The organism is Xenorhabdus cabanillasii (assembly GCF_003386665.1).
In the GTDB taxonomy this organism is placed as follows: domain Bacteria; phylum Pseudomonadota; class Gammaproteobacteria; order Enterobacterales; family Enterobacteriaceae; genus Xenorhabdus; species Xenorhabdus cabanillasii.
Genome location: NZ_QTUB01000001.1, coordinates 1181217 through 1204209 on the forward strand (window position 1 = coordinate 1181217; position 22993 = coordinate 1204209).

At 43.0% G+C, this 22993-nt stretch carries 19 protein-coding genes; 13 read left to right on the plus strand and 6 right to left on the minus strand.

Annotation, left to right across the window (positions count from 1 at the left end):
* The first annotated feature begins 68 nt into the window (after positions 1–68).
* Together BDD26_RS05830 and nqrM are read left to right on the plus strand one after the other, a co-directional pair.
* Positions 69–1091, plus strand: a complete 1023-nt coding sequence (locus BDD26_RS05830; protein WP_115825822.1) for an FAD:protein FMN transferase — start codon at positions 69–71, stop codon at positions 1089–1091.
* 40 nt (positions 1092–1131) lie between these two features.
* Complete coding sequence (gene nqrM / locus BDD26_RS05835; RefSeq protein ID WP_038263252.1) at positions 1132–1356, plus strand: (Na+)-NQR maturation NqrM; 225 nt, start codon at positions 1132–1134, stop codon at positions 1354–1356.
* A gap of 96 nt (positions 1357–1452) precedes the next feature.
* Here nqrM and BDD26_RS05840 read toward each other — a convergent pair whose 3' ends face one another.
* Both BDD26_RS05840 and BDD26_RS05845 read right to left on the minus strand, forming a co-directional pair.
* A complete protein-coding gene (locus BDD26_RS05840; protein ID WP_038263250.1) occupies positions 1453–1968 on the minus strand; it encodes a sigma-70 family RNA polymerase sigma factor in 516 nt (171 codons plus the stop codon).
* Between the two features lie 131 nt (positions 1969–2099).
* Positions 2100–4415, minus strand: coding sequence for a TonB-dependent hemoglobin/transferrin/lactoferrin family receptor (locus BDD26_RS05845; protein WP_244922671.1), 2316 nt, complete (start codon positions 4413–4415; stop codon positions 2100–2102).
* A 233-nt stretch (positions 4416–4648) separates the two neighbouring features.
* On the opposite strand from BDD26_RS05845, the gene BDD26_RS05850 reads away from it, so the two are divergent.
* Both BDD26_RS05850 and BDD26_RS05855 read left to right on the plus strand, forming a co-directional pair.
* Entirely contained in the window at positions 4649–5170 is a 522-nt protein-coding gene (locus BDD26_RS05850) for a YtxH domain-containing protein (RefSeq protein ID WP_115825824.1), read from the plus strand.
* Between the two features lie 197 nt (positions 5171–5367).
* Entirely contained in the window at positions 5368–5805 is a 438-nt protein-coding gene (locus BDD26_RS05855) for a GNAT family N-acetyltransferase (protein ID WP_038263245.1), read from the plus strand.
* A 154-nt stretch (positions 5806–5959) separates the two neighbouring features.
* Here the strand turns inward: BDD26_RS05855 and betA are convergent, their stop codons facing one another.
* From betA to betI, 3 genes are read right to left on the minus strand one after another with little or no spacing between them, the layout of a single operon-like run.
* Positions 5960–7645, minus strand: coding sequence for a choline dehydrogenase (betA, locus tag BDD26_RS05860; RefSeq protein WP_115825825.1), 1686 nt, complete (start codon positions 7643–7645; stop codon positions 5960–5962).
* Positions 7646–7674: 29 nt separating this feature from the next.
* Positions 7675–9153, minus strand: a complete 1479-nt coding sequence (gene betB, locus BDD26_RS05865; RefSeq protein WP_115825826.1) for a betaine-aldehyde dehydrogenase — start codon at positions 9151–9153, stop codon at positions 7675–7677.
* Positions 9154–9188: 35 nt separating this feature from the next.
* Positions 9189–9770, minus strand: coding sequence for a transcriptional regulator BetI (betI, locus tag BDD26_RS05870; RefSeq protein WP_038263238.1), 582 nt, complete (start codon positions 9768–9770; stop codon positions 9189–9191).
* A gap of 208 nt (positions 9771–9978) precedes the next feature.
* Here betI and BDD26_RS05875 point away from each other — a divergent pair, with 208 nt between their 5' ends.
* Both BDD26_RS05875 and dinB read left to right on the plus strand, forming a co-directional pair.
* Positions 9979–12021, plus strand: a complete 2043-nt coding sequence (locus BDD26_RS05875; RefSeq protein WP_115825827.1) for a choline transporter — start codon at positions 9979–9981, stop codon at positions 12019–12021.
* Positions 12022–12190: 169 nt separating this feature from the next.
* On the plus strand, positions 12191–13246 hold the full coding sequence (gene dinB, locus BDD26_RS05880; RefSeq protein WP_115825828.1) for a DNA polymerase IV: 1056 nt from the start codon (positions 12191–12193) through the stop codon (positions 13244–13246).
* A 70-nt stretch (positions 13247–13316) separates the two neighbouring features.
* Here dinB and pepD read toward each other — a convergent pair whose 3' ends face one another.
* On the minus strand, positions 13317–14777 hold the full coding sequence (gene pepD, locus BDD26_RS05885; protein WP_115825829.1) for a beta-Ala-His dipeptidase: 1461 nt from the start codon (positions 14775–14777) through the stop codon (positions 13317–13319).
* A gap of 261 nt (positions 14778–15038) precedes the next feature.
* Here pepD and gpt point away from each other — a divergent pair, with 261 nt between their 5' ends.
* From gpt to aas, 7 genes are all read left to right on the plus strand, one after another.
* Entirely contained in the window at positions 15039–15494 is a 456-nt protein-coding gene (gene gpt, locus BDD26_RS05890; RefSeq protein WP_038263228.1) for a xanthine phosphoribosyltransferase, read from the plus strand.
* Between the two features lie 180 nt (positions 15495–15674).
* Positions 15675–16922, plus strand: a complete 1248-nt coding sequence (frsA, locus tag BDD26_RS05895; RefSeq protein ID WP_115825830.1) for an esterase FrsA — start codon at positions 15675–15677, stop codon at positions 16920–16922.
* Positions 16923–16995: 73 nt separating this feature from the next.
* Positions 16996–17385, plus strand: a complete 390-nt coding sequence (crl, locus tag BDD26_RS05900) for a sigma factor-binding protein Crl (protein ID WP_038263221.1) — start codon at positions 16996–16998, stop codon at positions 17383–17385.
* 235 nt (positions 17386–17620) lie between these two features.
* On the plus strand, positions 17621–18724 hold the full coding sequence (proB, locus tag BDD26_RS05905) for a glutamate 5-kinase (RefSeq protein WP_115825831.1): 1104 nt from the start codon (positions 17621–17623) through the stop codon (positions 18722–18724).
* 10 nt (positions 18725–18734) lie between these two features.
* The gene (gene proA / locus BDD26_RS05910) at positions 18735–19988 is read left to right on the plus strand and encodes a glutamate-5-semialdehyde dehydrogenase (protein WP_115825832.1); all 1254 of its coding nucleotides are present in this window, start codon (positions 18735–18737) and stop codon (positions 19986–19988) included.
* Between the two features lie 179 nt (positions 19989–20167).
* The gene (aroL, locus tag BDD26_RS05915; RefSeq protein WP_038263211.1) at positions 20168–20698 is read left to right on the plus strand and encodes a shikimate kinase AroL; all 531 of its coding nucleotides are present in this window, start codon (positions 20168–20170) and stop codon (positions 20696–20698) included.
* 144 nt (positions 20699–20842) lie between these two features.
* Positions 20843–22990, plus strand: coding sequence for a bifunctional acyl-ACP--phospholipid O-acyltransferase/long-chain-fatty-acid--ACP ligase (gene aas / locus BDD26_RS05920; RefSeq protein ID WP_038263353.1), 2148 nt, complete (start codon positions 20843–20845; stop codon positions 22988–22990).
* Positions 22991–22993: the final 3 nt, after the last annotated feature.

Consider the following 22993-nt stretch of genomic DNA (forward strand, 5'->3'; position numbering starts at 1 on the left):
TTTAACGACAGGCTTTAACGATAAGCGCCCACATTTAGTGGGCGCTGACGATTCAGAAAGAGTAAGTTATGTTGAGTAAAAAAATTATTAACTGGGGTGTATTGATGCTGATGACCGTGCTGTTATCAGCATGTGGTGGCCCAGAACAACAGAACCTGAGTGGGCAAACGATGGGAACGTATTACTCCATCAAGTATATCGCTGATTTGTCAGGACCTTCCCCGGAAAAACTGCAAAAAGAAATTGATCGTTTATTGGAAGAAGTAAACGACCAGATGTCCACTTACCGGCCAAATTCTGAATTGAGTCGTTTTAATCAAAGTCGTGAAGTGAATAAACCTTTTCCGGTATCCGCAGCTACAGCGAAAGTGGTTAAGGAAGCTATCCGTATTAATCAATTGACGGATGGTGCTTTAGATGTGACCGTTGGGCCATTAGTAAATCTGTGGGGATTTGGGCCAGAAGGACGAGTGACTAAAGCGCCAACAGATGAAGAATTGGCAACACGTCGTGCGTGGATTGGGATCGATAAATTATCTGTTGAAGGTAATAATCTGATTAAATCCATTCCTGAATTATATGTTGATCTTTCCTCGATTGCTAAAGGCTACGGCGTTGATGTGGTCGCGGAATATCTGGCTTCCCAGAATATCAGGGATTACATGGTTGATATTGGCGGTGAAGTTCGCACATCAGGTAACAACGGTAAGGGTACTGCGTGGCGAATTGCGATTGAAAAGCCATCCGATAGTGGAATGACGCAAAGTGCTCAGGAAATTATTGAACCGGGTGAGATGGCTGTCGCGACATCGGGTGATTACCGCAACTATTTTGAACAGAATGGTGTGCGTTATTCTCACACCATTGATCCCAAAACAGGTAACCCAATCAGGCATAATCTGGTTTCGATTACAGTTATTGCACCGACCTGTATGAGTGCAGATGGTTTTTCTACTGGTATAGATGTGTTAGGGCCAGTTAAGGGAATGGAATTAGCTGAAAAACTGAACATTCCGGTCTTTATGATAGTCAAAACTAAAGAGGGTTTTGAAGAACATTACAGCCCGGCCTTTAAGCAGTATTTTCAATAAAATAAATAAGTTACAACAGAAAAAATAAGAGGAAAAGGTTATGGAAGTTTTTATCGCAGCCTTTATCTTTTTCCTGCTGGCTTTTGCGGGGATGGCATTGGGCTATATCTTTAAGCGCAAAAGTATTCAGGGAAGCTGTGGAGGTTTAGGGAGCATTGGTGTTGAAAAAGTCTGTGATTGTCCCGAACCTTGTGATGCGCGTAAAAAACGTATGGCAAGAGAAGCCGCCCGTTATGCGCAACTGGAGAAAAACCGCATTCTTTGATGATGTTCTTCTTGTGAAAAAACAGTCACCAGTTAAAAAAATAGCGTCTTAAGGATAGCCCGCTGTGAGACAAAACAGCGGGTTTTTATCTGCTTCTTACGGGATATTAAAAGGATGACACTTCCTGTGAGCAAGTTGTAAGTAGCTTTTTACCGAGCTGGTTGAAACATCCAGATCTGCTGCCACATCTTTATAGCGCATTCCTTGTAGCCGTGTTAGCAGGAATGCCTGTCTGACTTTTTCCGGCAGTTCATTAAGAGTTTTGTTTATCTTTTCTAATTGTTCTAACAACAAAAGCCGGTATTCTGATGGGGATGACGTGTTTTTCGGTACTGTACTGACATACTCCAGATAATTATCTTCAAGTTTTTTCCGGCGGTAGTAATTAGCGATAGTCCTGCGGGCAATTGTCATCAAAAAAGCTCTGGGATGACGAACATCAGCAAGATCTGAAGATTGGATCAATTTGATGAAAATATCATGGGTGAGATCTTCTGCATGGTGTGAATAAACACAATTTTGTTTGATCCAGTTACATAACCATTTGTGGTGTTCGCAGTAGAGTTGCAGGGCTATTTCATTGTGCCCGAATGTGCTTTTTTGCACAGCCATGTAGTATTGCCTGATGAGTTAGATTGAAAATGATAATGATTATTATTTTTATTTAATGAAAGTCAACGGGACTTGTAGTGATAATCCTCTTAATTTTTAAGGGGATTATCAGTTGAATGGTTAAGTGTCAGTCAGAATTGCTGTGAAATACTGAGTTTGTAATTGCGACCAATACCAGAAACGTCTTCTCCTAAGTATGGATAGTAATCACGGTTGAACAGGTTATCTACAGTGATCCGGGCTTCAAAGCCTTTCATAAGAGGCGGGCGCCAGCTTGCAAACAGTCCGTGCAGGGCATAGCCTTTGCTTTTTGGCAGTGACCAATGCCATACTTTTGGATCGCCATCGACAGGTGAACGGTCTTGCTTACGGACAAAATCACCTTTCCAGCCCATCACCATCTGCCACTGTGGAATTTTGAACCCCAGCATAGCATGTGCAGATCTTGGCGGAATTTCAGCAATCCAGGTTTTATGTCCTATCCACGGATCGCGCATGGATGCATCACGCTGGCCACGTATAGTGGAGAAAGAGAATTTTCCAAACAGATTGTTGCTGTCATAGAAGGTCTCTATTTCCAGGCCTTCTATAGTATAACTTGGTAGATTGCGATAATTTGCTAATGGTTTTTCACATGAGTCACTCGAACCACTTTTTATGTGTGCTGTGCAATAAATCCCACGTCTTTTGAAGATTTCATCTTTACCACGATTACGGAATAAGGTCGTACGGATTTGTAGGCTGTCATTTTCAAACATCAGATTATCGTAATCGAGAATGGCACCAAGTCGTATCCCTGTCATTCTTTCAACCTTAAGATTACGGCTGGAGCCAGGAAGACTGGTTATTGCTGACTGAACTTCATACTGTTCATCTACCAGTGGGGCTCTCCATGTGCGGCTGATATCTCCAAATAATGAAAGATTTTTACTGGCTTTCCACATTATGCCCAAATGAGGTGTCCAGCCAGTATAAGTCACACTGTTATAGTCATGATTGACTTCAGGTGATTTGTTGTTAAAGCGAGGTGCCTTATTTTCTTCCCCACTATTTTTAACATGATCATAGCGAACTCCTGGTGTAACTGTGATGTTCCCAAGTTTCAAGGAATCCTGCATATATACGCTGTAAGTGTATTGATCACCAGCTGGCATATAGTAAGGTTGGTAATAGCCGTAATTATACTCAGCTTTATTTTTATTACCCTTATCGAACATTAACACGTTGCGTTGATTCTTATGCCAACGGGCTCCCGCTATTAATTCATGTTCGATTATACCTGTTGAGAACACGCTATTATTATTGGCGTCAACCAAATTGTCTGTGTAATCAGCCCAGCTTTTATTACCCATTAACCCACTGAAAGAGGATGAGGATGAAGCATTCTCAGGGCGACTATCGTTTTGCTTGGTTTTGGAATAAGCATAGGTGAGTGTTAAATTTATCCATGGATTGTCTTCCGGTGCGATATTCCATTTGGCGGAATAGTTTTGATCGATTTGATCACGGAAGACCAGTTTTCTTTTCCAGGCACCATCCCAGCCATATTGTTTGACTTCAGCATCAGATGGAACTTTCATTTTATCCCGTTTAGCTGCCCAGGGTTGCCAGCCATCCGATTCAGAGCGCATAGCGGACAAGCTCACCGTATGTGTATCACTGGGATAAAAGTTGGTTTTCAATAAATAAGATGTTTGGTTGTTTTGTGAAAATTCAAAACGTGTACCATCAGGACGCTTGATATTATGACCATCGCGTTTGCTGACATATAGCAATCCATCAGCATAGCCGTTGGGATCTCTGCCGTATAATGCAATGCTGTTGATCCATTGTCTGTCATTGGTGTGGTAACTTTGTTTAATAAAGCCACCCCAATCCTCATCAGGGCGTAGTAAATCACTGGCATCTTTTGTCACAACTTTGACAGAGCCACCAAATCCACCGTTGCCATTCAATAAGTTGTGTGGCCCTTTATCCACATCAATACGTTTGATTAATTCAGGTTCAATAAAAATAGAACCCTGACGATATTTTTCGAATCCTTTTGGCGCATCATCCAGTGTGATTTTGACATCTTCTGATTCTCCCATTCCCCAGATATTTAATGTTTGTCCACCGGGGCGCGGTGAACCTGACATTGAAACGCCGGGAAGCTGCTCAAGCAATTGAGCAATATTATCCGCCTGAGTCCGATCGATATCTTCCTTTTTGAGTGCAGAACTACCCGCACTGGTACTATTACGTGTACTTCCTGTAACCGAAAGAGTCGATAGTTGTATTACCTTATTTTTCTTTTCTGATTTCCGTTCTGAGGGGTTTTCAGTTGCTAAAACCTGGCTGGAAAAGATAGCACCCAACATCAGCGTACCTGAGAATGTACCGCTTAAAATTTTTCGGATAAGGATCGCAATTGGGCGTTTTTCTAAATATTGACTATTATTTGCCATAAATTTCCCGAAATGTGTCTGTATTAAATATTGCATTGCTATAAGTCACCCAGGAAATCAAATCGGGCAAATAAAAATGAGAATTATTTTTATTTGTATGGTTTTTGTCGATATGATTTTATTGGCATGATTTTATTGGCATAGTTTGCTGCAAAGTGCTTATGGGATGTTGTGGCATAACAACCAGGACACTCATTCGCAAGGTCATTTCCGTAATTTCAAGGGGTTAGTCAATGAAGAAGATTCTTAGTACGCTGTTCTTGGTAGGAATTGTGGCATTTATTGCAGGCTGTGATGACGCTTCCAAAAAAGCGGAGGATTCAACCCATCAAACTGAAGATAATACATCTCAAATGAAAACGGATACTGAGCAGAAAAACTCAGAAGTGACGGATAATGAAAAAGAAAAATCACAGGACATGAAAGACAATGCTACGGGTGGAAAGCGTGAGTCGGTAGATAAATCCAAGGAAAAACAGGGTAATATAAACCATTCTACTCATGATGCGGTAAGTCAAACGCCGTCTTCCAAGACGGCTGATATAAAGGGCAATGTGACAAAATCCCTAAATGATGCAGCGGATAAGATGACAGCCAAAGCGGGGGAGATACAACAACAGGCCACGGATAAAATTAATCAGTTTGCAGATGAAGTAAAGTCGAAGTCGAAAGAAATAAAATCTGATACCGATAAAAAAACGGATGATTTAATCAACAGCCTTAAAGGTGATAATAGTAAAAAAGAGGAAGGTTAATTTATCAATTTGATATCTTATCTGTGTATGATGGTTTTAGTATTAGAAGGGTGATCTGAAAATGATTGCCCTTATTTTTTTACATATAATTTTTTTCATAATTCGTAAGAATAGCTTTCTATTCCTCTGGCTTGACTTACTTATCTATTTAAAAGTAGGTTAGGGTTTACTTTGCAAATCACACTCAGGACATAATAATGCAGATAAAATACAGTATAGGAAGACAGAATCCCGAGTTAATTCAGCAGGCATTTGACATTCGCAGACAGGTATTTACGGATGAACAGGGGTTTGCGGCTGATATTGATATCGATGGGTATGATGATATTGCCCTGCATGTAGTGACATATGACGATGAAAAGCCAATCGCAGTCTTAAGGGCAATCACCAGTGACAATAATATGCTTAAAGTCGGTCGTGTTGCGGTATTAAAGAAATATCGCGGTCGGGGAATTGGTCATAAAGTTATGGAATTTATTGAAGATTATGGTCGCAAAAATAATATTGCGGCCATCGGATTATCTTCTCAATATCATGCGAAACCGTTTTATGAAAGCCTCGGTTATCAAGCCCGTGGAGAGATTTATTTGGAAGATGGAGCAGAACATATTTTTATGATTTTGGATTTAGCGTAATCAAACACGAAAAAAACGAAAGTGAACTGCTCTTAAACCAGGCAGTAATTATTACTATTTGAAATATCAATACGGGAAAAGTGACTATGCAAATTTTAGCAATATATTCCAATTTTCCCGTACTGATGATTTATTCCGTTTTTATTAATCTGAGTTATTGATAATTTTTGTTCGTCAATTGACGCGCAGGAGCGTCATTGGCAACATAATATTTCACCTGACAGCGAGGCAGGGGAGCATGTCCCCGGATCTTGTCAGCAATTTTCTCTGCCATCATGATAGTGGTGGCATTCAAATTACCGGTAATAATTTCCGGCATAATAGATGCATCAATAACACGCAGGTTTTCAACACCATGCACTCGTCCTTGACCATCAACAACAGCCATTTCATCAAATCCCATCTTACAACTACAGGATGGGTGAAAAGCCGTTTCGGCACGCTCCCGAATAAAGGCATCCAACTGCTCATCTGTCTGGATATCAGCTCCGGGGCTTATTTCCCGACCACAATAAGGCGCAAGTGCGGGTTGTGCCATGATTTCCCGTGTGATGCGAATGGCATCGCGGAATTCCTGCCAGTCCTGTTCTGTAGACATATAGTTGAATAAGATACTTGGGTGCTGGTGCGGATCACGTGATTTTATTTTCACCCGGCCTCTGCTTGGGGAACGCATTGAGCCAACATGGGCCTGAAAGCCATGTGCATTAACTGCATTACTGCCGTTGTAGTTAATGGCAACAGGTAAGAAGTGATACTGAATATTGGGCCAGGCAAATTTTTCACTGGTGCGGATAAAACCACCGGCCTCAAAATGATTGCTGGCACCAATACCAGTCCCTGTCAATAACCATTCAGCCCCAATCATCGGTTGGTTATACCATTTCACCGAAGGATAGAGAGAAACAGGTTTGAGGCACTCATATTGCAGGTACATTTCAAGATGATCCTGAAGATTTTGTCCTGCACCGGGCAAAATATGTATCGCAGGAATACCAAATTCTTGCAATACATCTTCAGGGCCAATGCCTGAACGCTGCAAAATTTGCGGGGAAGCGATGGCTCCGGCACAGAGCAAAACTTCTTTGCGTGCTGTAGCCTGTGCCAGGGCTGAACTATTACCTTGGTAGAAATCGACACCAACGGCAGTTTTACCCTCAAATTTGATGGTGTCTGTCAGTGCATGCGTAATAATGGTCAGGTTAGATCTGGATGTAGTTTGATCCAGATAACCGCGAGCAGTGCTGGAGCGGCGGCCTCTGGGCGTGACAGTACGATCCATTGGGCCAAAACCTTCTTGCTGGTAGCCATTCAGGTCGTCAGTACTTGGATAGCCGGCCTGGATACCCGCTTCTACCATCGCATGAAAAAGCTCATTATTGCCTGCTTTGGGGGTGGTAACGCTGACAGGGCCATCTCCGCCATGATAATTATTCGGGCCAATATCCCGTGATTCTGCTTTGCGGAAATAAGGCAGACAATCGAGATACGTCCAGTCTTCCAGACCAGGTTGTTTTGCCCAATTATCAAAGTCCATCGCATTGCCACGGATATAGCACATACCATTGATCAATGACGATCCCCCTAATCCCTTACCCCGTCCACATTCCATGCGACGGTTATTCATGTAGGGTTCGTGATCGGTTTCATACGCCCAGTTGTAACGGGTTCCCTGCAAGGGATATGCCAGCGCTGCTGGCATTTGAGTACGAAAGTCGAATCGGTAATCTGGCCCACCTGCTTCCAGCAACAGGACAGTAACATTCGGATCTTCCGTTAAACGAGTTGCAAGCACATTACCCGCTGAACCAGCACCGATAATAATGTAGTCAAATACCATTGTTATCTCTCCTGTTTCAGTCGTGTCGGTTAAAATAGGGATGCGAAATTTCCTAGTTCAACCTGTATTGATTTAATCTGTGTATAGTGTTGTAGAGTAACCAGCCCATTTTCGCGTCCGACACCGGAATGTTTGTAGCCACCAACTGGCATAACTGCCGGTGATTCTCCCCATGTGTTGATCCAGCAAATTCCGGCTTCTAATTGGTGGATAACACGGTGAGCACGGGATAAATCTTTCGTCACGACTCCTGCGGCAAGGCCGTAATCTGTGTTATTAGCACGAGCAATGACCTCATCTTCTGTTTCGTAGGTCAGAATACACATTACCGGGCCGAAAATTTCTTCCTGGGTAATCAGCATGTCATCGGTACAGTCGGTAAATACGGTTGGTGCAACAAATGCCCCGTTCGCCAGATCACCTTCCATTAAGCGTTTGCCACCATATAGCAGACGGGCACCGGCATTTTTGCCGCTTTCTATGTAGTGTAAGACAGATTCCATATGCGGGAAGCTTACCAATGGGCCAAAATTGGTATTCGGATCAAGCGGTGAGCCAATGCGGATCCGTTTGACACGCTCCATGATTTTATTTTCAAAATGGGGAGCCAGTGCCTTCGGGATAAAAACGCGTGTACCGTTGGTACAGACCTGACCTGAGCTGAAAAAGTTTGCCATCATGGCGATATCGGCAGCCCGATCCAGATTGGCATCATCGAAAATGATCAACGGAGATTTACCACCCAGTTCCATGGTGACTTCTTTCAGTGTTGAGCCGGATGCGTCAGCCATCACTTTCTTGCCGGTAACAATTCCGCCGGTAAAGGACATTTTAGCGATTTTCGGATGGACAGCCAGATAGTGGCCTACTTCATGCCCCATGCCTGTCAGGACGTTAAATACTCCGTCAGGTAAACCTGCTTCAGTATAAATTTCAGCGAGCTTCAGGGTGGTGAGGGAAGTCACTTCACTGGGTTTGAAAATCATGGCATTACCGGCCGCCAGCGCTGGTGCTGATTTCCACAATGCAATTTGGATTGGATAGTTCCATGCACCAATGCCTGCCACGACGCCTAGTGGTTCACGGCGTGTATAGATGAAAGAGGATTCACGTAATGGAATTTGCTGACCTTCAATCGCAGGGATCAGACCGGCATAATATTCCAGAACATCGGCACCGGAAAGGATATCAATTATCTGAGTCTCAGAAAGCGGTTTGCCGGTATCCAGTGTTTCGAGTTCGGACAATTCATCATTGCGCTCACGGAGAATATCTGCCGCTTTAAGTAAGATCCGTGAACGCTCTGCCGCAGTCATTGCTGCCCAGATTTTCTGTCCTTTTTGGGCACTTTCCACAGCCAGCTCAACGTCTTGTTCAGTTGCAGCCTGCAATTGAGCAATGACTTCACCATTGGCTGGATTGATTGCATCAAAAGTGTTTCTGTCAGGGGTGGCGCTATCAACATAAGCACCGTGTATATAAAGCTTCTGTAAACCAAAACGGGTCATAGAGTCTCCTTAGGTCAGAATTCAGGGTACACAGGTTATCTGAGTTTCTGCTCGATATAATCGATGGTGACAGTGAAGGCACTTTCTATATCAAAGGGCTTGCTGCTTAAGGCACTTCTCAGCCAGATACCGTCAATCAGAGCTGCCAGCCCTTGTGCTGCCAGTTGTGCTTCTCTTTTGGGCAGAGCCCTTCTGAATTCAACACAAATATTAGAATACAAGCGACGTTCGTTTACTTGTTGTAATCGGTACAAATTGGGCTGGTGCATGCTGCTGGCCCAAAAAGCCAGCCAGGTTTTCATGGCCGCACCATTGATTTGACTGGTGTCAAAATTTCCTTCAACGATGGCTGTTAGCCTTTGAGCCGGAGTGGCATTGTCGAGTAGCCGTAACCGTCGTGCTACAGCCATTTTGAGTTGATGCAATAGATGCCGCATAGCTGCTTCAAGTAATCTGTTCTTATCTTTGAAATAGTGACTGATAATACCGTTAGAAACCCCGGCTTTTCTGGCTATCTGTGCAATACTTGCTTCCTGCATTCCAACTTCATTGATGACCGCTAATGTGGCATCAATGAGTTGTTGTTTTCTTATCGACTGTATTCCAATTTTGGGCATGACCTTACGCTCAGAAAATCAATGATTCGGCCGCTATTAAACTTTTTTTTAATTGAATGTTCAATCAAAATTAAATATGTTTTATTACAATATTTTCACAAAATGGAATTGGGATTATTGAGAATGAGTTAAATTTTTATTTATTATTCATATAATTATTAGAATTATTCTTTTTCATTTTTCTTTTCATTAATTTCAGGAACTGCCTATGAACACACAAGACAGTCCAAAAAACACTCAGAAGGATACACTGAACTCTGTCGTTTTTTTTATCTCAGCAGTATTAATTATTGTCTTTTCTCTTTTCACGTTTTTCTTTACGGATGCAACGAGTATCTGGATAAAAAGTACGCTGAATTGGGTATCTAAAACATTTGGCTGGTACTATCTGCTTGCTGCAACGCTTTATATTGTCTTTGTCATATTTGTTGCAGCTTCCCGTTTTGGTTCTATCAAACTAGGGCCGGAACAGTCTAAGCCCGAATTCAGTTTGCTGAGTTGGGCGGCAATGTTGTTTGCTGCCGGGATAGGTATTGATTTGATGTTTTTCTCAGTAGCTGAACCGGTTACACAATATATGCGTCCACCTGCGGGGGAAGGAGAAACGATTGAAGCAGCCCGTCAGGCGATGGTGTGGACATTGTTCCACTATGGCCTGACGGGCTGGTCGATGTATGCTCTGATGGGGATTGCACTGGGCTATTTCAGTTATCGTTACAACTTGCCATTAACTATCCGTTCAGCGCTCTATCCTATTTTTGGCAATCGTATCAAAGGGCCTATCGGTCATACTGTGGATATCGCTGCGGTGATAGGGACGATTTTCGGTATCGCAACGACATTGGGAATTGGTGTGGTGCAGCTAAATTACGGTTTAAAAGTGCTTTTCGGGTTGCCACAGGGCTTGGGTGTTCAGGCAGGATTAATACTGCTGTCGGTGATCGTAGCAACGGTATCTGTCACCTCTGGTGTGAACAAAGGCATTCGATTTTTGTCCGAATTGAATGTGTTACTGGCATTAGGGTTGATTCTATTTATCCTGTTTGTGGGAGATACAGAATTTTTGCTTAATGGACTGGTGCAGAATGTTGGTGACTACATCAGCCGTTTTATGAGCATGACACTCAATAGTTTCGCATTTGAACGCCCGACCGAATGGATGAATAACTGGACACTGTTTTTCTGGGCATGGTGGGTTGCCTGGTCACCGTTTGTTGGATTATTCCTCGCGCGTATTTCCCGTGGCCGAACGATTCGTCAGTTCGTAATGGGAACTCTGGTTATTCCATTTGTTTTTACGCTGCTTTGGTTATCCATTTTTGGTAACAGTGCGTTATATGAAATTCTTCACGGTAATCGGCAGTTAGCCGAAACAGTATTGATCCATCCAGAGCGAGGTTTTTATAACCTGCTGGCACTTTATCCGGCTTTCACTTTTAGTGCTTCCGTTGCCACTATCACCGGGTTGTTATTTTATGTCACATCGGCCGATTCGGGATCGTTGGTTTTAGGCAATTTTACGTCTAACCTCAGTGATATTAATAATGACGCACCAAACTGGCTGCGAATATTCTGGTCTGTGGCAATTGGTGTGCTGACGTTGGGCATATTGATGACGGATGGTATCTCGGCGTTACAAAACACCACGGTAATTATGGGCTTACCATTTAGTTTTGTGATCTTCTTTATTATGGCGGGGTTGTATAAATCGTTGCGGGTGGAGGACTTCCGTAAGGCCAGTGCATTACAGAATACATCTCCGACATTGGTGCATGACAACGGTTCTTTGAACTGGAAGCAGCGCCTGAGCCGTATGATGCATTTTCCGGGAACGAAAAGTACCCAACGTATGTTGGATATAGTGTGTCGTCCTGCGATGCAGGAAGTTGCAAAAGAGCTGGAATTACGCGGTGCGAAAGTGCAGTTTAGCGCACTGCCTTCGGAGGAAGATAAGCGCCTTAGCCCGCTTGAACTGATTGTTGATTTGGGGGAAGAACAGAATTTTATTTATCAGATATGGCCGCAGCGTTATTCCGTGCCCGGATTTACCTATCGTGCAAGACTGGGTAAGTCCTATTACTTCCGGTTGGAAACCTTTCTGATGGAAGGTACTCAGGGTAATGATTTAATGGGCTACACAAAAGAACAGATAATCAGCGACATTCTTGATCACTATGAAAAACATCTGAATTTTATTCATTTGAACCGTGAAGCTCCGGGACAGACTTTGATTTTCCCAAGTGGAGCATAAACCGGAAATGGTCTGCAATATGTGCCTTGCATAGCACTTTGTTTATCTGGTTAATAACCAGAACACTGCCTGGCATCATGCTTAATTCAAAGGTAAATAGTTAAAAAAAGTAGCGCATTATGATTTTTATCTGTATGTTTATACAGTTTCTTTGTCGTGGAGAGATCAGGTGCGCAAGATTATTCATATTGATATGGACTGTTTTTTTGCTGCTATTGAAATGCGGGATAATCCATCACTTCGCGATATTCCTGTTGCTGTTGGTGGCAGCGCTGACAGGCGAGGTGTTATCAGTACAGCGAATTATCCTGCCCGCCGTTTCGGCGTACACAGCGCTATGTCTACCTCAATGGCTTTGAAACTTTGTCCTCAATTGAAAGTGATTTCAGGACGAATGGCATTCTATAAAGACGTTTCTCAACATATCCGCCAGATTTTTTCCCGTTATACCGAACTGATTGAACCGCTTTCTTTGGATGAAGCTTATCTGGATGTAACGGATTGCCAATATTGTCATGGCTCCGCTACGTTAATTGCTAAAGAGATTCGTCAGGTAATTTTTGAGGAGTTGCAACTAACTGCTTCGGCAGGTGTTGCACCCGTTAAATTTCTGGCCAAAATTGCATCAGATATCAATAAACCCAATGGTCAGTATGTGATTGCTCCTGAACAAGTTGAAGAGTTTGTGAAATCGTTACCATTACACAAAATTCCCGGCGTGGGAAAAGTAACTGCTAATCGATTATCAGATATGGGTTTGGAAACCTGTGTGGATGTGCAACGCTATGACAAGTTAGAGTTAATAAAAAAATTGGGGAAATTTGGCTTAGTACTTTGGCAGCGTTGCCATGGTATTGATGAGCGTTTAATCAAACCTGAGTGCTTACGTAAGTCTGTTGGTGTAGAAAAAACACTGGCGCAGGATATTCATGATTGGCGTGATTGTGCCGAATTGATTGAACAACTTTACCCTGAACTGGAAAAGCGGTTGGGAAAGGTCAAGCCTGATCTCCGTATTGCTCGTCAGGGCATTAAATTAAAATTTGATGATTTTCAACTGACGACACAGGAACATGTTTATCCCCTATTAGATAAGCAGGATCTGCTTCAGATTGCCAGACAGGCCTGGGAAATTCGCAGAGAAGGCCGGGGTGTCCGGTTAGTTGGCCTGCATGTGACATTACAGAATCCACAACTGGAACGGCAGTTATTGTTGGAATGGTAATGCTGCTTGTTATGGGGGAAAGCGTGTAAGAAAGAATATTCCCCTGCTTATGAGCAGGGGAATGCCGGCATTACTCTTTTACCGGGATTGATTTCAGAATGGCAGTCAGCAATTGCCAATACTGACCAACACTCTTGATGTGAACCCTTTCATCAGGTGAATGCGCGCCACGAATGGTTGGGCCAATAGAGACCATATCCATATCTGGATACGGTTTTTTAAACAACCCACATTCCAGACCGGCGTGGATCACCATAATATTCGGAGTGTTGTCGAACAGTTGGTGATAAGTTTCGCGGACTAAATGCATAACCGGAGAATTGGCATCCGGTTGCCAGCCAGGATAACCACCACTTGCTGTTGTTTCTGCACCGGACAGTTTTGCCAGAGAATTCAGCATCCCGACAACATAAGCTTTACCACTTTCAATTAATGAACGGATCAGACAGATAATTTCCACTCTGTCTGCTTCCATATTAACGACACCTACGTTCAGGGATGTTTCTACGACACCTTTAGCGACATCGCTCATACGGATAACACCGTTAGGCATGGTGTTTAACATAGAGATAAAACGAGACTGGCAGTCTGCTGTCAATGCTGGTGATGAAGTTTCAATTTCGTCCAATATGAGAGTCAAATTCGCTTCAGCAACCGCATATTCATTTTTCAATGTTTCCAGAAAATCATCTTTTAACTGATGTAGCTTTTGGCGCTGTTCTATTGGCACGGCAATGATAGTAGAGCCTTCACGAGGAATTGCGTTGCGCAGTGTTCCTCCCTGAAAATGAATCAGTTTCAGGTCAAGTTCTTCTGTATATGTGGCGAGGAAACGAGCCAGTAATTTGTTAGCGTTACCTAATCCTAAGTGGATATCACCACCGGAATGACCGCCTTTTAAACCTTTCAGCGTTAGTTGCAGAGTTTGATAGTTTGCTGGCAGAGACTCGCGGGAGAGTGTTATCGTTGAGACAAAATCAATACCACCCGCACAACCCATATAGATTTCGCCTTCTTCTTCTGAATCAGTATTTATCAGAATATCAGCTTGCAACCAGCCGGGTTGAAGACCGAATGCACCATCCATGCCTGCTTCTTCAGTCATGGTCAGTAAAACTTCCAGCGGGCCGTGTTTAACAGATTCATCTGCCAGCACTGCCAAGGCGGAAGCCATACCAATACCATTATCTGCCCCTAATGTTGTACCTTCAGCCGTTATCCAGTCACCATCAATGTAAGGACGGATGGGATCTTTCGTAAAATCGTGTTGTGTATCATTATTTTTTTGAGGAACCATATCAAGATGAGCTTGAAGTACAACCGCCTTGCGGTTTTCCATACCTTTTGTGGCCGGTTTTCTGATCAGGATATTACCGACTTCATCGCGCTCAACATGGAAATTTCTGTTTTTGGCCCATTCAACGATATGAGAGGCCAGTTCTTCTTCATGATAGGATGGGTGTGGAATGGAGCAAATTTTAGCAAAAATATCCCATAATGGCTGAGGGGATAGTGTTGATAATTCGGACACGTCAGATCTCCTGTAACTGCATCTTGATGAAATGGGAAGTATATAATGTTTGACATATCGGGGGCTTTTATCATCTTGAGCTGCCCAGTGTCTATGCTCTTGCCCGAGAATACCATTTTCTTGTGAATATTGCGCAATCAGGATCAGGATGTTCCTTGTTTTTGCTGGTTTTTGCTCGCCTAAGTCACTATAATCTCGCGCAACCTTTATTCCGCAACAAACTCTTTTCTGAGATTTTCTTAGTTTCCAGGATCAAATTTTATGAGCGAAAAATATGTCGTAACGTGGGATATGTTGCAAATACATGCCCGTAAGCTGGCACAACGTTTACTTCCCGTAGAGCAATGGAAAGGCATTATTGCTGTAAGTCGCGGCGGGCTTGTACCTGGAGCATTATTGGCGCGTGAACTGGGGATCCGCCATGTGGATACAGTTTGTATTTCCAGCTATGATCATGATAATCAGCGTGAGTTGAAGGTATTGAAAAAAGCCGAAGGGGATGGAGAAGGTTTTATCATCGTTGATGATTTGGTTGATACCGGGGGCACTGCTCAGGCAATCCGTGAGATGTATCCGAAAGCGCACTTTGTGACGATTTTTGCTAAACCTGCTGGCCGCCCGTTAGTGGATGATTATTTGGTTGATATTCCCCAAAACACATGGATTGAACAGCCATGGGATATGGGCGTGATGTTTATCCCACCTATTTGTGAGTAATAATTATACTATATCCCTCGTCTTTCAAGTTGCCCTTTAATTGGTTGCGCTATTCTTCATAGCTTCCCCCAGTCATATAGCTACCTACCTATGCGTCTGGGGATTTTTCTCTTGCTACTGCAATGCAACTCGAAATCTATTGGGTACTTTTGTGATAAGCAGTAATAAATTTCTTTTGCCATGACTAAACAGAACCTTTCAGAATCGCTGTTTAAACCTCAGGTTAAACATCCGGAAACTTCCACACTGGTAAAATACGGTTGTCCACAAGCGACTAATACCAGTAATAAAATGCTTAGTGGAGAGCGCCGGGAATGCTGGTATCGCATGATTAACTGGCTCGCTTGGATCTGGAGAGGGATCAATCCGCTGGAAATTCAAGATGTTCTCAGCAGGATTGCGGTGACAAATGCTGAACGTAGTCATGACCATTTATTGGACACAGTGGTTGGCTATCGTAAAGGGAACTGGGCATTCGAATGGTCACAACAGGCTATGTGCTGGCAGCAGAAAGCACAGCATGCTGGACAGGGATCTGAAGCCAGTGAGTGTTGGTTAAAAGCTTCAATGTTATACAGCATTGCTGCGTATCCCCATCTGCGTGGTGACGAATTGGCAGATCAGGCAGTTGCCCTGGCAAATAAAGCTTATGAAAATGCAGCACATTTCTCTGATTATCAGCTGAAAAAACTGAAATTTCAGTTAGAAGAAGGTAAAACCGTTACTGGTTTATTGCATATTCCTTCTGGTATTCAGGGGCCGTGCCCGACAATACTCGTTTGTGCCAGTCTTGATAGTCTGCAAAGTGATTGTTGGCGATTGTTCCGGGAACATTTCTCACCGCTAGGTTTTGCAATGCTGACGGTGGATATGCCTTCTGTAGGTTATTCAGCCAAGTTTACATTGACACAGGATACTTGCGCTCTTCATCAACAAGTACTGCAACAATTAAAGACTGTTCCGTGGATTGACCATACAAGAGTGGGAATTTTTGGTTTTCGTTTTGGCGCCAATATTGCTGTTCGTCTTGCATATCTGGAACCTCATCTTATTAAGGGAGTGGCTGTGGTCAGCCCGGTTGTTCATGAACTACTGCATGATGAAAAGTTACAGCAGAAAATTCCGTCAATGTACAAAGATGTACTTGCCAGTCGTCTGGGTGTTTACCATGTTGATGAGGCTGCTCTGCGTTCAGAACTGAGCTGTTATTCCTTGAAAAATCAAGGGCTACTGGGGCGTCGCTGTTCTGTGCCAATGTTTTCGGTATATTGGAAAGATGATATTTTCAGTCCAGGAGAAGACTCAAAACTTATTGCTAGATCATCAATGGATGGTTCCTTATTGGCAATTCCGTCAAGGCCTGTCTACAGCGGTTTCAGTAGGGCATTACACGAATCAAGTGTATGGTTGAAAGATAAAGTTGACTAAACTTAAATTTAATAGTTGAAATTTTTTAATCATTTGATACAAATGTGCTTCTGTTTATAAAGGAGACCTTTGTATGACTGTACCCGCAAGTTATTCCAGAAATAAGTTGTTAAAGAGTTTTTCTGCATTAGGACCCTACTTACGTGAACTAAAATGCCAAAATGATTACTTCTTTTTTGATTGTCTGGCTGTCTGCGTGAGTGCAAAAGCAGCACCAGAAAAACGGGAGTTCTGGGGATGGTGGTTAGAATTGGAATTACAGGAAAAAGGGTTTGTTTATAACTATCAGGTAGGTCTGTTTGATAAACACGGTGAGTGGCAACCAATGAGTATCAAAAAAGAAGCTGATCTTAAGCATCTTGAATCAACATTACAGGCATTTCACAAACGGCTGTCCGTTTCTCTTGATACCTTCAAACTGACGCTGATCCCGTCCGACAACACTGTCACTCCCCAGATTTAAATTTTGGCGTAAATTTGTTTTATATCCGATAAATTTTAAGTTGTATCAGGATAATAAATGAATGGAATCAATAAGAAGGCAACTTAATGAATTAAGGGTATAAATCAACTTTTATTTGGATTTTGCGTTATGCCAGTTGGCATGACGCTTCTCTCCTGCTAAAACTGGGCTCTGTTTTTTTTAAATTTATTGTGTCTTATTTATTTTTTAAATGAATGGTAATGGCAGGAATATGATGAATGACAGTCAAACATTAGTTGTGAAACTGGGGACGAGTGTACTGACTGGTGGTTCTCGTCGTTTAAATCGTGCTCATATGGTGGAGTTGGTTCGGCAATGCGCGCAGCAACATGAGAAAGGTCACCGTATTATTATTGTGACTTCCGGTGCAATTGCAGCGGGTCGGGAACATCTTGGTTATCCGGAACTGCCGGCGACAATTGCTTCAAAACAGTTGCTTGCTGCTGTAGGGCAAAGCCGGTTGATCCAATTATGGGAGCAGCTTTTCTCCATTTATGGTATTCATGTCGGCCAAATGTTGTTAACCCGAGCAGATCTGGAAGATCGTGAACGTTTCCTGAATGCAAGGGATACACTTCATGCACTACTTGATAACCAGATTATCCCTATTATTAATGAAAATGATGCAGTTGCAACAGCAGAGATAAAAGTGGGTGATAATGATAACCTTTCTGCTTTGGCGGCAATTCTGGGTAGTGCGGATAAATTGTTACTTCTGACAGACATCGAAGGGCTATATACTGCCGATCCCCGTCATAATCCTGATGCGGAACTTATTCGTGAAGTGCATGATATCAGTGATGAACTCAAAATGATGGCCGGAGACAGCGTTTCAGGTCTTGGAACCGGTGGTATGGCAACAAAACTTCAGGCCGCAGGTGTTGCAGGGCGTGCCGGAATTGATGTGATTATTGCTGCGGGTAATAGAGCTAATGTCGTTGCTGATGTGATTGAGGACAAATCGGTTGGTACACATTTCCATGGCTTGACCAGTCCGGTGGAAAATCGTAAGCGCTGGATCTTCGGTGCACCTTCTGCGGGAGAAATCATTGTTGATGATGGCGCAGAATCCGCCATTCTTGAGAAAGGCAGCTCTTTACTGCCGAAAGGGATCAGAAGTGTTGCAGGTGACTTTTCCCGTGGTGAAGTTGTCCGCATCTGTAGCTTATCCGGCAAGAAGTTAGCCCATGGTGTATGCCGTTACAACAGTGATGCTTTACGCCTGATTGCAGGTCACCATTCACAGAAAATCTGCCAGATATTGGGTTATGAATATGGTGCAGTTGCTGTGCACCGTGATGATATGATCGTAAGTTAAGGATTCCACCATGCTAGAGCAGATGGGAAAAGCAGCCAAAGCAGCATCATGGCAACTGGCTCAATTGAGTACCAGTCAGAAAAATCAGGCGTTGAGTCATATTGCTGATTTACTTGAGCAGGAAACAGAAGAGATCCTTGTTGCTAATCAGCAGGATATGGAACAAGCCCGTCAACAGGGTATGAATGAGGCATTGCTTGATCGGTTATTGCTGACTCCTGAACGGTTGACAGCGATTGCTAATGATGTGCGTCAGGTTTGTCGCTTGGCTGATCCTGTAGGGCAGGTCATGGATGGACAGCTGCTGGATAATGGGTTGCAACTGAGCCGCCGCCGTGTTCCTCTTGGCGTAATTGGCGTAATTTATGAAGCTCGTCCCAATGTCACTATTGATGTCGCATCATTATGCCTGAAAACAGGGAATGCAGTGATACTACGTGGTGGTAAGGAAACCCATCATACCAATCAGGCAATGGTTAAAGTGATCCAACAGGCATTAGAACAAAGTGGTTTGCCTGCGGCGGCGGTTCAGGCGATTAATAAACCTGATCGTGAACTGGTTGCCGAATTATTGAAAATGGATCGCTATATTGACATGCTGATCCCACGAGGTGGTGCTAGGTTGCACAAACTTTGCCGAGAACAGTCCACTATTCCGGTTATCACTGGAGGAATTGGTGTTTGTCACACGTTTGTCGATGAACATGTGAATTTCGAAAAAGCATTGAAAGTTATCACCAATGCAAAAGTTCAACGCCCAAGTGCCTGTAATGCTTTGGAAACTCTCTTGGTGCATGAGAGGATAGCCGCTGACTTTCTGCCGGCATTAAGTGTCAGAATGAAAGAGCAGGGAGTAACACTGCATGCAGGGACGTCAGCTATGGCATTACTGAAAGATGGCCCGGCAAAAGTTGTTGAAGTGGCAGAAGAAGACTATTGCGATGAATGGCTATCATTGGATATGAATGTGGAAATTGTCAGCGATATTGATAGAGCTATTGAACATATCCGTATTTATGGTACAGCCCATTCGGATGCTATTTTGACAGAGTCTTTACAGCATGCAGACTATTTTATTCGTCATGTGGACTCTTCGGCTGTATATGTAAATGCCAGTATACGTTTTACTGATGGCGGTCAGTTTGGTTTAGGGGCAGAGGTTGCTGTCAGTACCCAGAAACTACACTCCAGAGGTCCAATGGGACTGGATGCATTGACGACTTATAAATGGATCGGTTACGGAGATTACCTTACCCGTCGTTAATGGAAATATTCTGTTTTAGTAATTTTTAAATCAGAACAAGTCACACTTACCAATAAGTGTGGCTTTTAGTGTGGTAAAAATAGTGTGGTAAAAATATATTTTTTACATAAGTGTAAACATTTGGTTACTATACTTTGTATTCAACTTTAATGGTTCAGACCTTCAGGAAAAACAACACAATGAAGCAAACTCTATTTATCGTAGGTGCACGTGGTGCAGGGAAGACGACAATAGGTAATTTGTTGGCTGAAGTGTTAGCGTATAAATTTGTTGACACCGATGAAAATATTCAGATTTCATGTGGGATGACTATTGCTGAACTCGTTGAGCAACGTGGTTGGGACTATTTCAGGAAGTTGGAAAGCCAAACATTAAAAGCTGTCAGCCAGAAAAACCGGGTCATTTCTACAGGGGGTGGAATAGTATTAGCAGCCGAGAATCGGCAGTATATGCGGCAAAATGGCATTGTGATTTATCTGCAAGCCCCAGCGGAAGTTCTGATAGAGCGATTGTCTCATAATCCAGAAAATTCACAGCGCCCTAGTCTGACCGGAAAGTCCATAACGGAAGAAATAGTCGGAGTGTTGGCAGAAAGAGAACCAATATATCGCGAATGTGCCCATTTTATTGTCGATGCTACCCTATCAATAGAAAATATCGCTCTTGATATAAAAAGTTACATTTTGAGGCAATACAAACAGATAATTTGATATATTTTTTTATTTTTACGTTTATTTTTTATATGAGTAATAAATTCTATATCTCAGATCATTTATACCTCTTATAGTATCACTCTGCTTATTACTCACTTTAATTTTATTTAATTATATTGAGATATGGATTGAGATATGGATATGCTCTTAAAGTTTCTACGATTACTTGTGCGCGCGCTTTTTAGAGTTACAGTAGAAGGTGATGACAAGCATCTCAAACACCCCAAATGTATTATTACTCCCAATCATATTTCCTTTTTGGATGGTCTTTTGGTTGGGCTTTTCCTGCCAGTGAAACCCGTATTTGCCATTTATTCTAATATTGCGACACGGAGCTTTCTCAAATTTATTAAACCCTATGCGGATGTTGTGCCCTTGGATCCAACGAACCCGATGGCAATCAGAACGCTGGTCAAAGAGATCGATAATGGGCGGCCTATCGTAATTTTCCCTGAAGGCCGGATCACGGTAACGGGCTCTCTGATGAAAGTTTATGATGGTGCAGCGTTCATTGCAGCCAAGTCAGATGCCAAAGTCGTGCCTATCCGTATTGATGGTGCAGAACAAAGTATCTTCGGGCGTTTGAAAGGTGTTATGAAACTTCATTGGTTCCCCAAAATTACCATCAAGATTTTACCTGCCATAGATTTTCCGATGCCTGAAGCACCTGATTCGTCAATGCGTCGCCGTTTGGCGGGAGAAAAACTGCATGCTGTTATGATGGATGTGAGAATGCAGACACGTCCGAAAGAGACGTTATTCAGTGCTTACCTGACAGCTCAAAAGCGTTTTGGTCGTTTTAAACCCTGTATTGAAGATATCGCACTGAAAGAAGATAGTTATCACACACTATTGAAAAAAATATTGGCAGTCAGTCGGATCTTAGAACGTTTTACTCAGGAAGGTGAAAGAGTAGGATTTTTACTGCCTAATGCTACTGTTATGGCGACTGCTATATACGGTGCATCACTGAGAGGACGGGTTCCGGCCTTGTTGAATTATACGGCGGGAAGCAGTGGTGTTAAAAATGCCATACAGGCGGCGACAATCAAAACCATTGTGACTTCTCGTCAATTTCTGGAAAAAGGGCAGTTAACCAATTTGCCTGAGCAGGTAACAGAAGTGAATTGGGTCTATCTTGAAGATCTGAAAGATACCATCACACGGGATGATAAGTTTTGGATACTCTGGCATTTAATTTTCCCGACCAAAGCTATTCTGCCTTCACAGAAACCAGAAGATGATGCGCTGATCCTGTTTACTTCAGGTTCTGAAGGTGTACCAAAAGGGGTTGTGCATAGTCATGCCAGTTTATTGGCTAATGTTGAACAAATTAAAACGATTGCAGACTTTACTCCACAGGATCGTTTTATGTCATCTTTGCCCCTGTTTCATGCCTTTGGGCTGACAGTCGGGTTATTTACCCCTTTGATGACGGGAAGTCGTGTATTCCTTTACCCAAATCCCCTGCATTATCGTGTTATCCCTGAAGTAGTCTATGATCAAAACTGTACTGTTCTGTTCGGAACCTCAACTTTTCTGGGTCACTATGCCCGTTTTGCCCACCCTTATGATTTTTCCCGCTTGCGCTATGTCGTTGCAGGTGCAGAAAAACTGTCAGAAAACACCAAACGTATTTGGCAGGATAAATTTGGTATCCGTATTCTGGAAGGTTACGGCGTGACAGAATGCGCTCCCGTTGTGGCAATTAATGTCCCGATGGTTGCCAAAGTAGGTACAGTTGGACGGATTTTGCCGGGTATGGAAGCGCGCTTACTGCCTGTAACGGGCATTGAAGAGGGCGGACGTCTGCAATTACGTGGCCCGAATATCATGAAAGGTTATCTGCGGGTTGAGGCTCCAGATTGTATTGATCCACCCGCAGCAGAAAATATTGAAGGGAATCTAGAGCTTGGTTGGTATGATACAGGCGATATTGTCTCTATTGACGAAGAGGGTTTTTGTACGATTAAAGGGCGCGTGAAGCGTTTTGCCAAATTGGCAGGTGAAATGATTTCTCTTGAAGCTGTAGAGCAAATTGCTTCAAGGATCTCACCGGATGCTCTGCATGCAGCAACGGCCAGAAACGATCATAGTAAAGGTGAAGCTCTGGTGTTGTTCACGACAGATACGGTTCTGAACAGAAATGCGATGTTAGTTGTTGCACGCGAAATTGGAATGCCTGAACTGGCAGTTCCACGAGATATTCGCTACGTGCAGCAATTACCTTTACTTGGTAGTGGCAAACCTGATTTTGTCACGTTAAGAGAAATGGCAGAGCAGGAGTAAGGA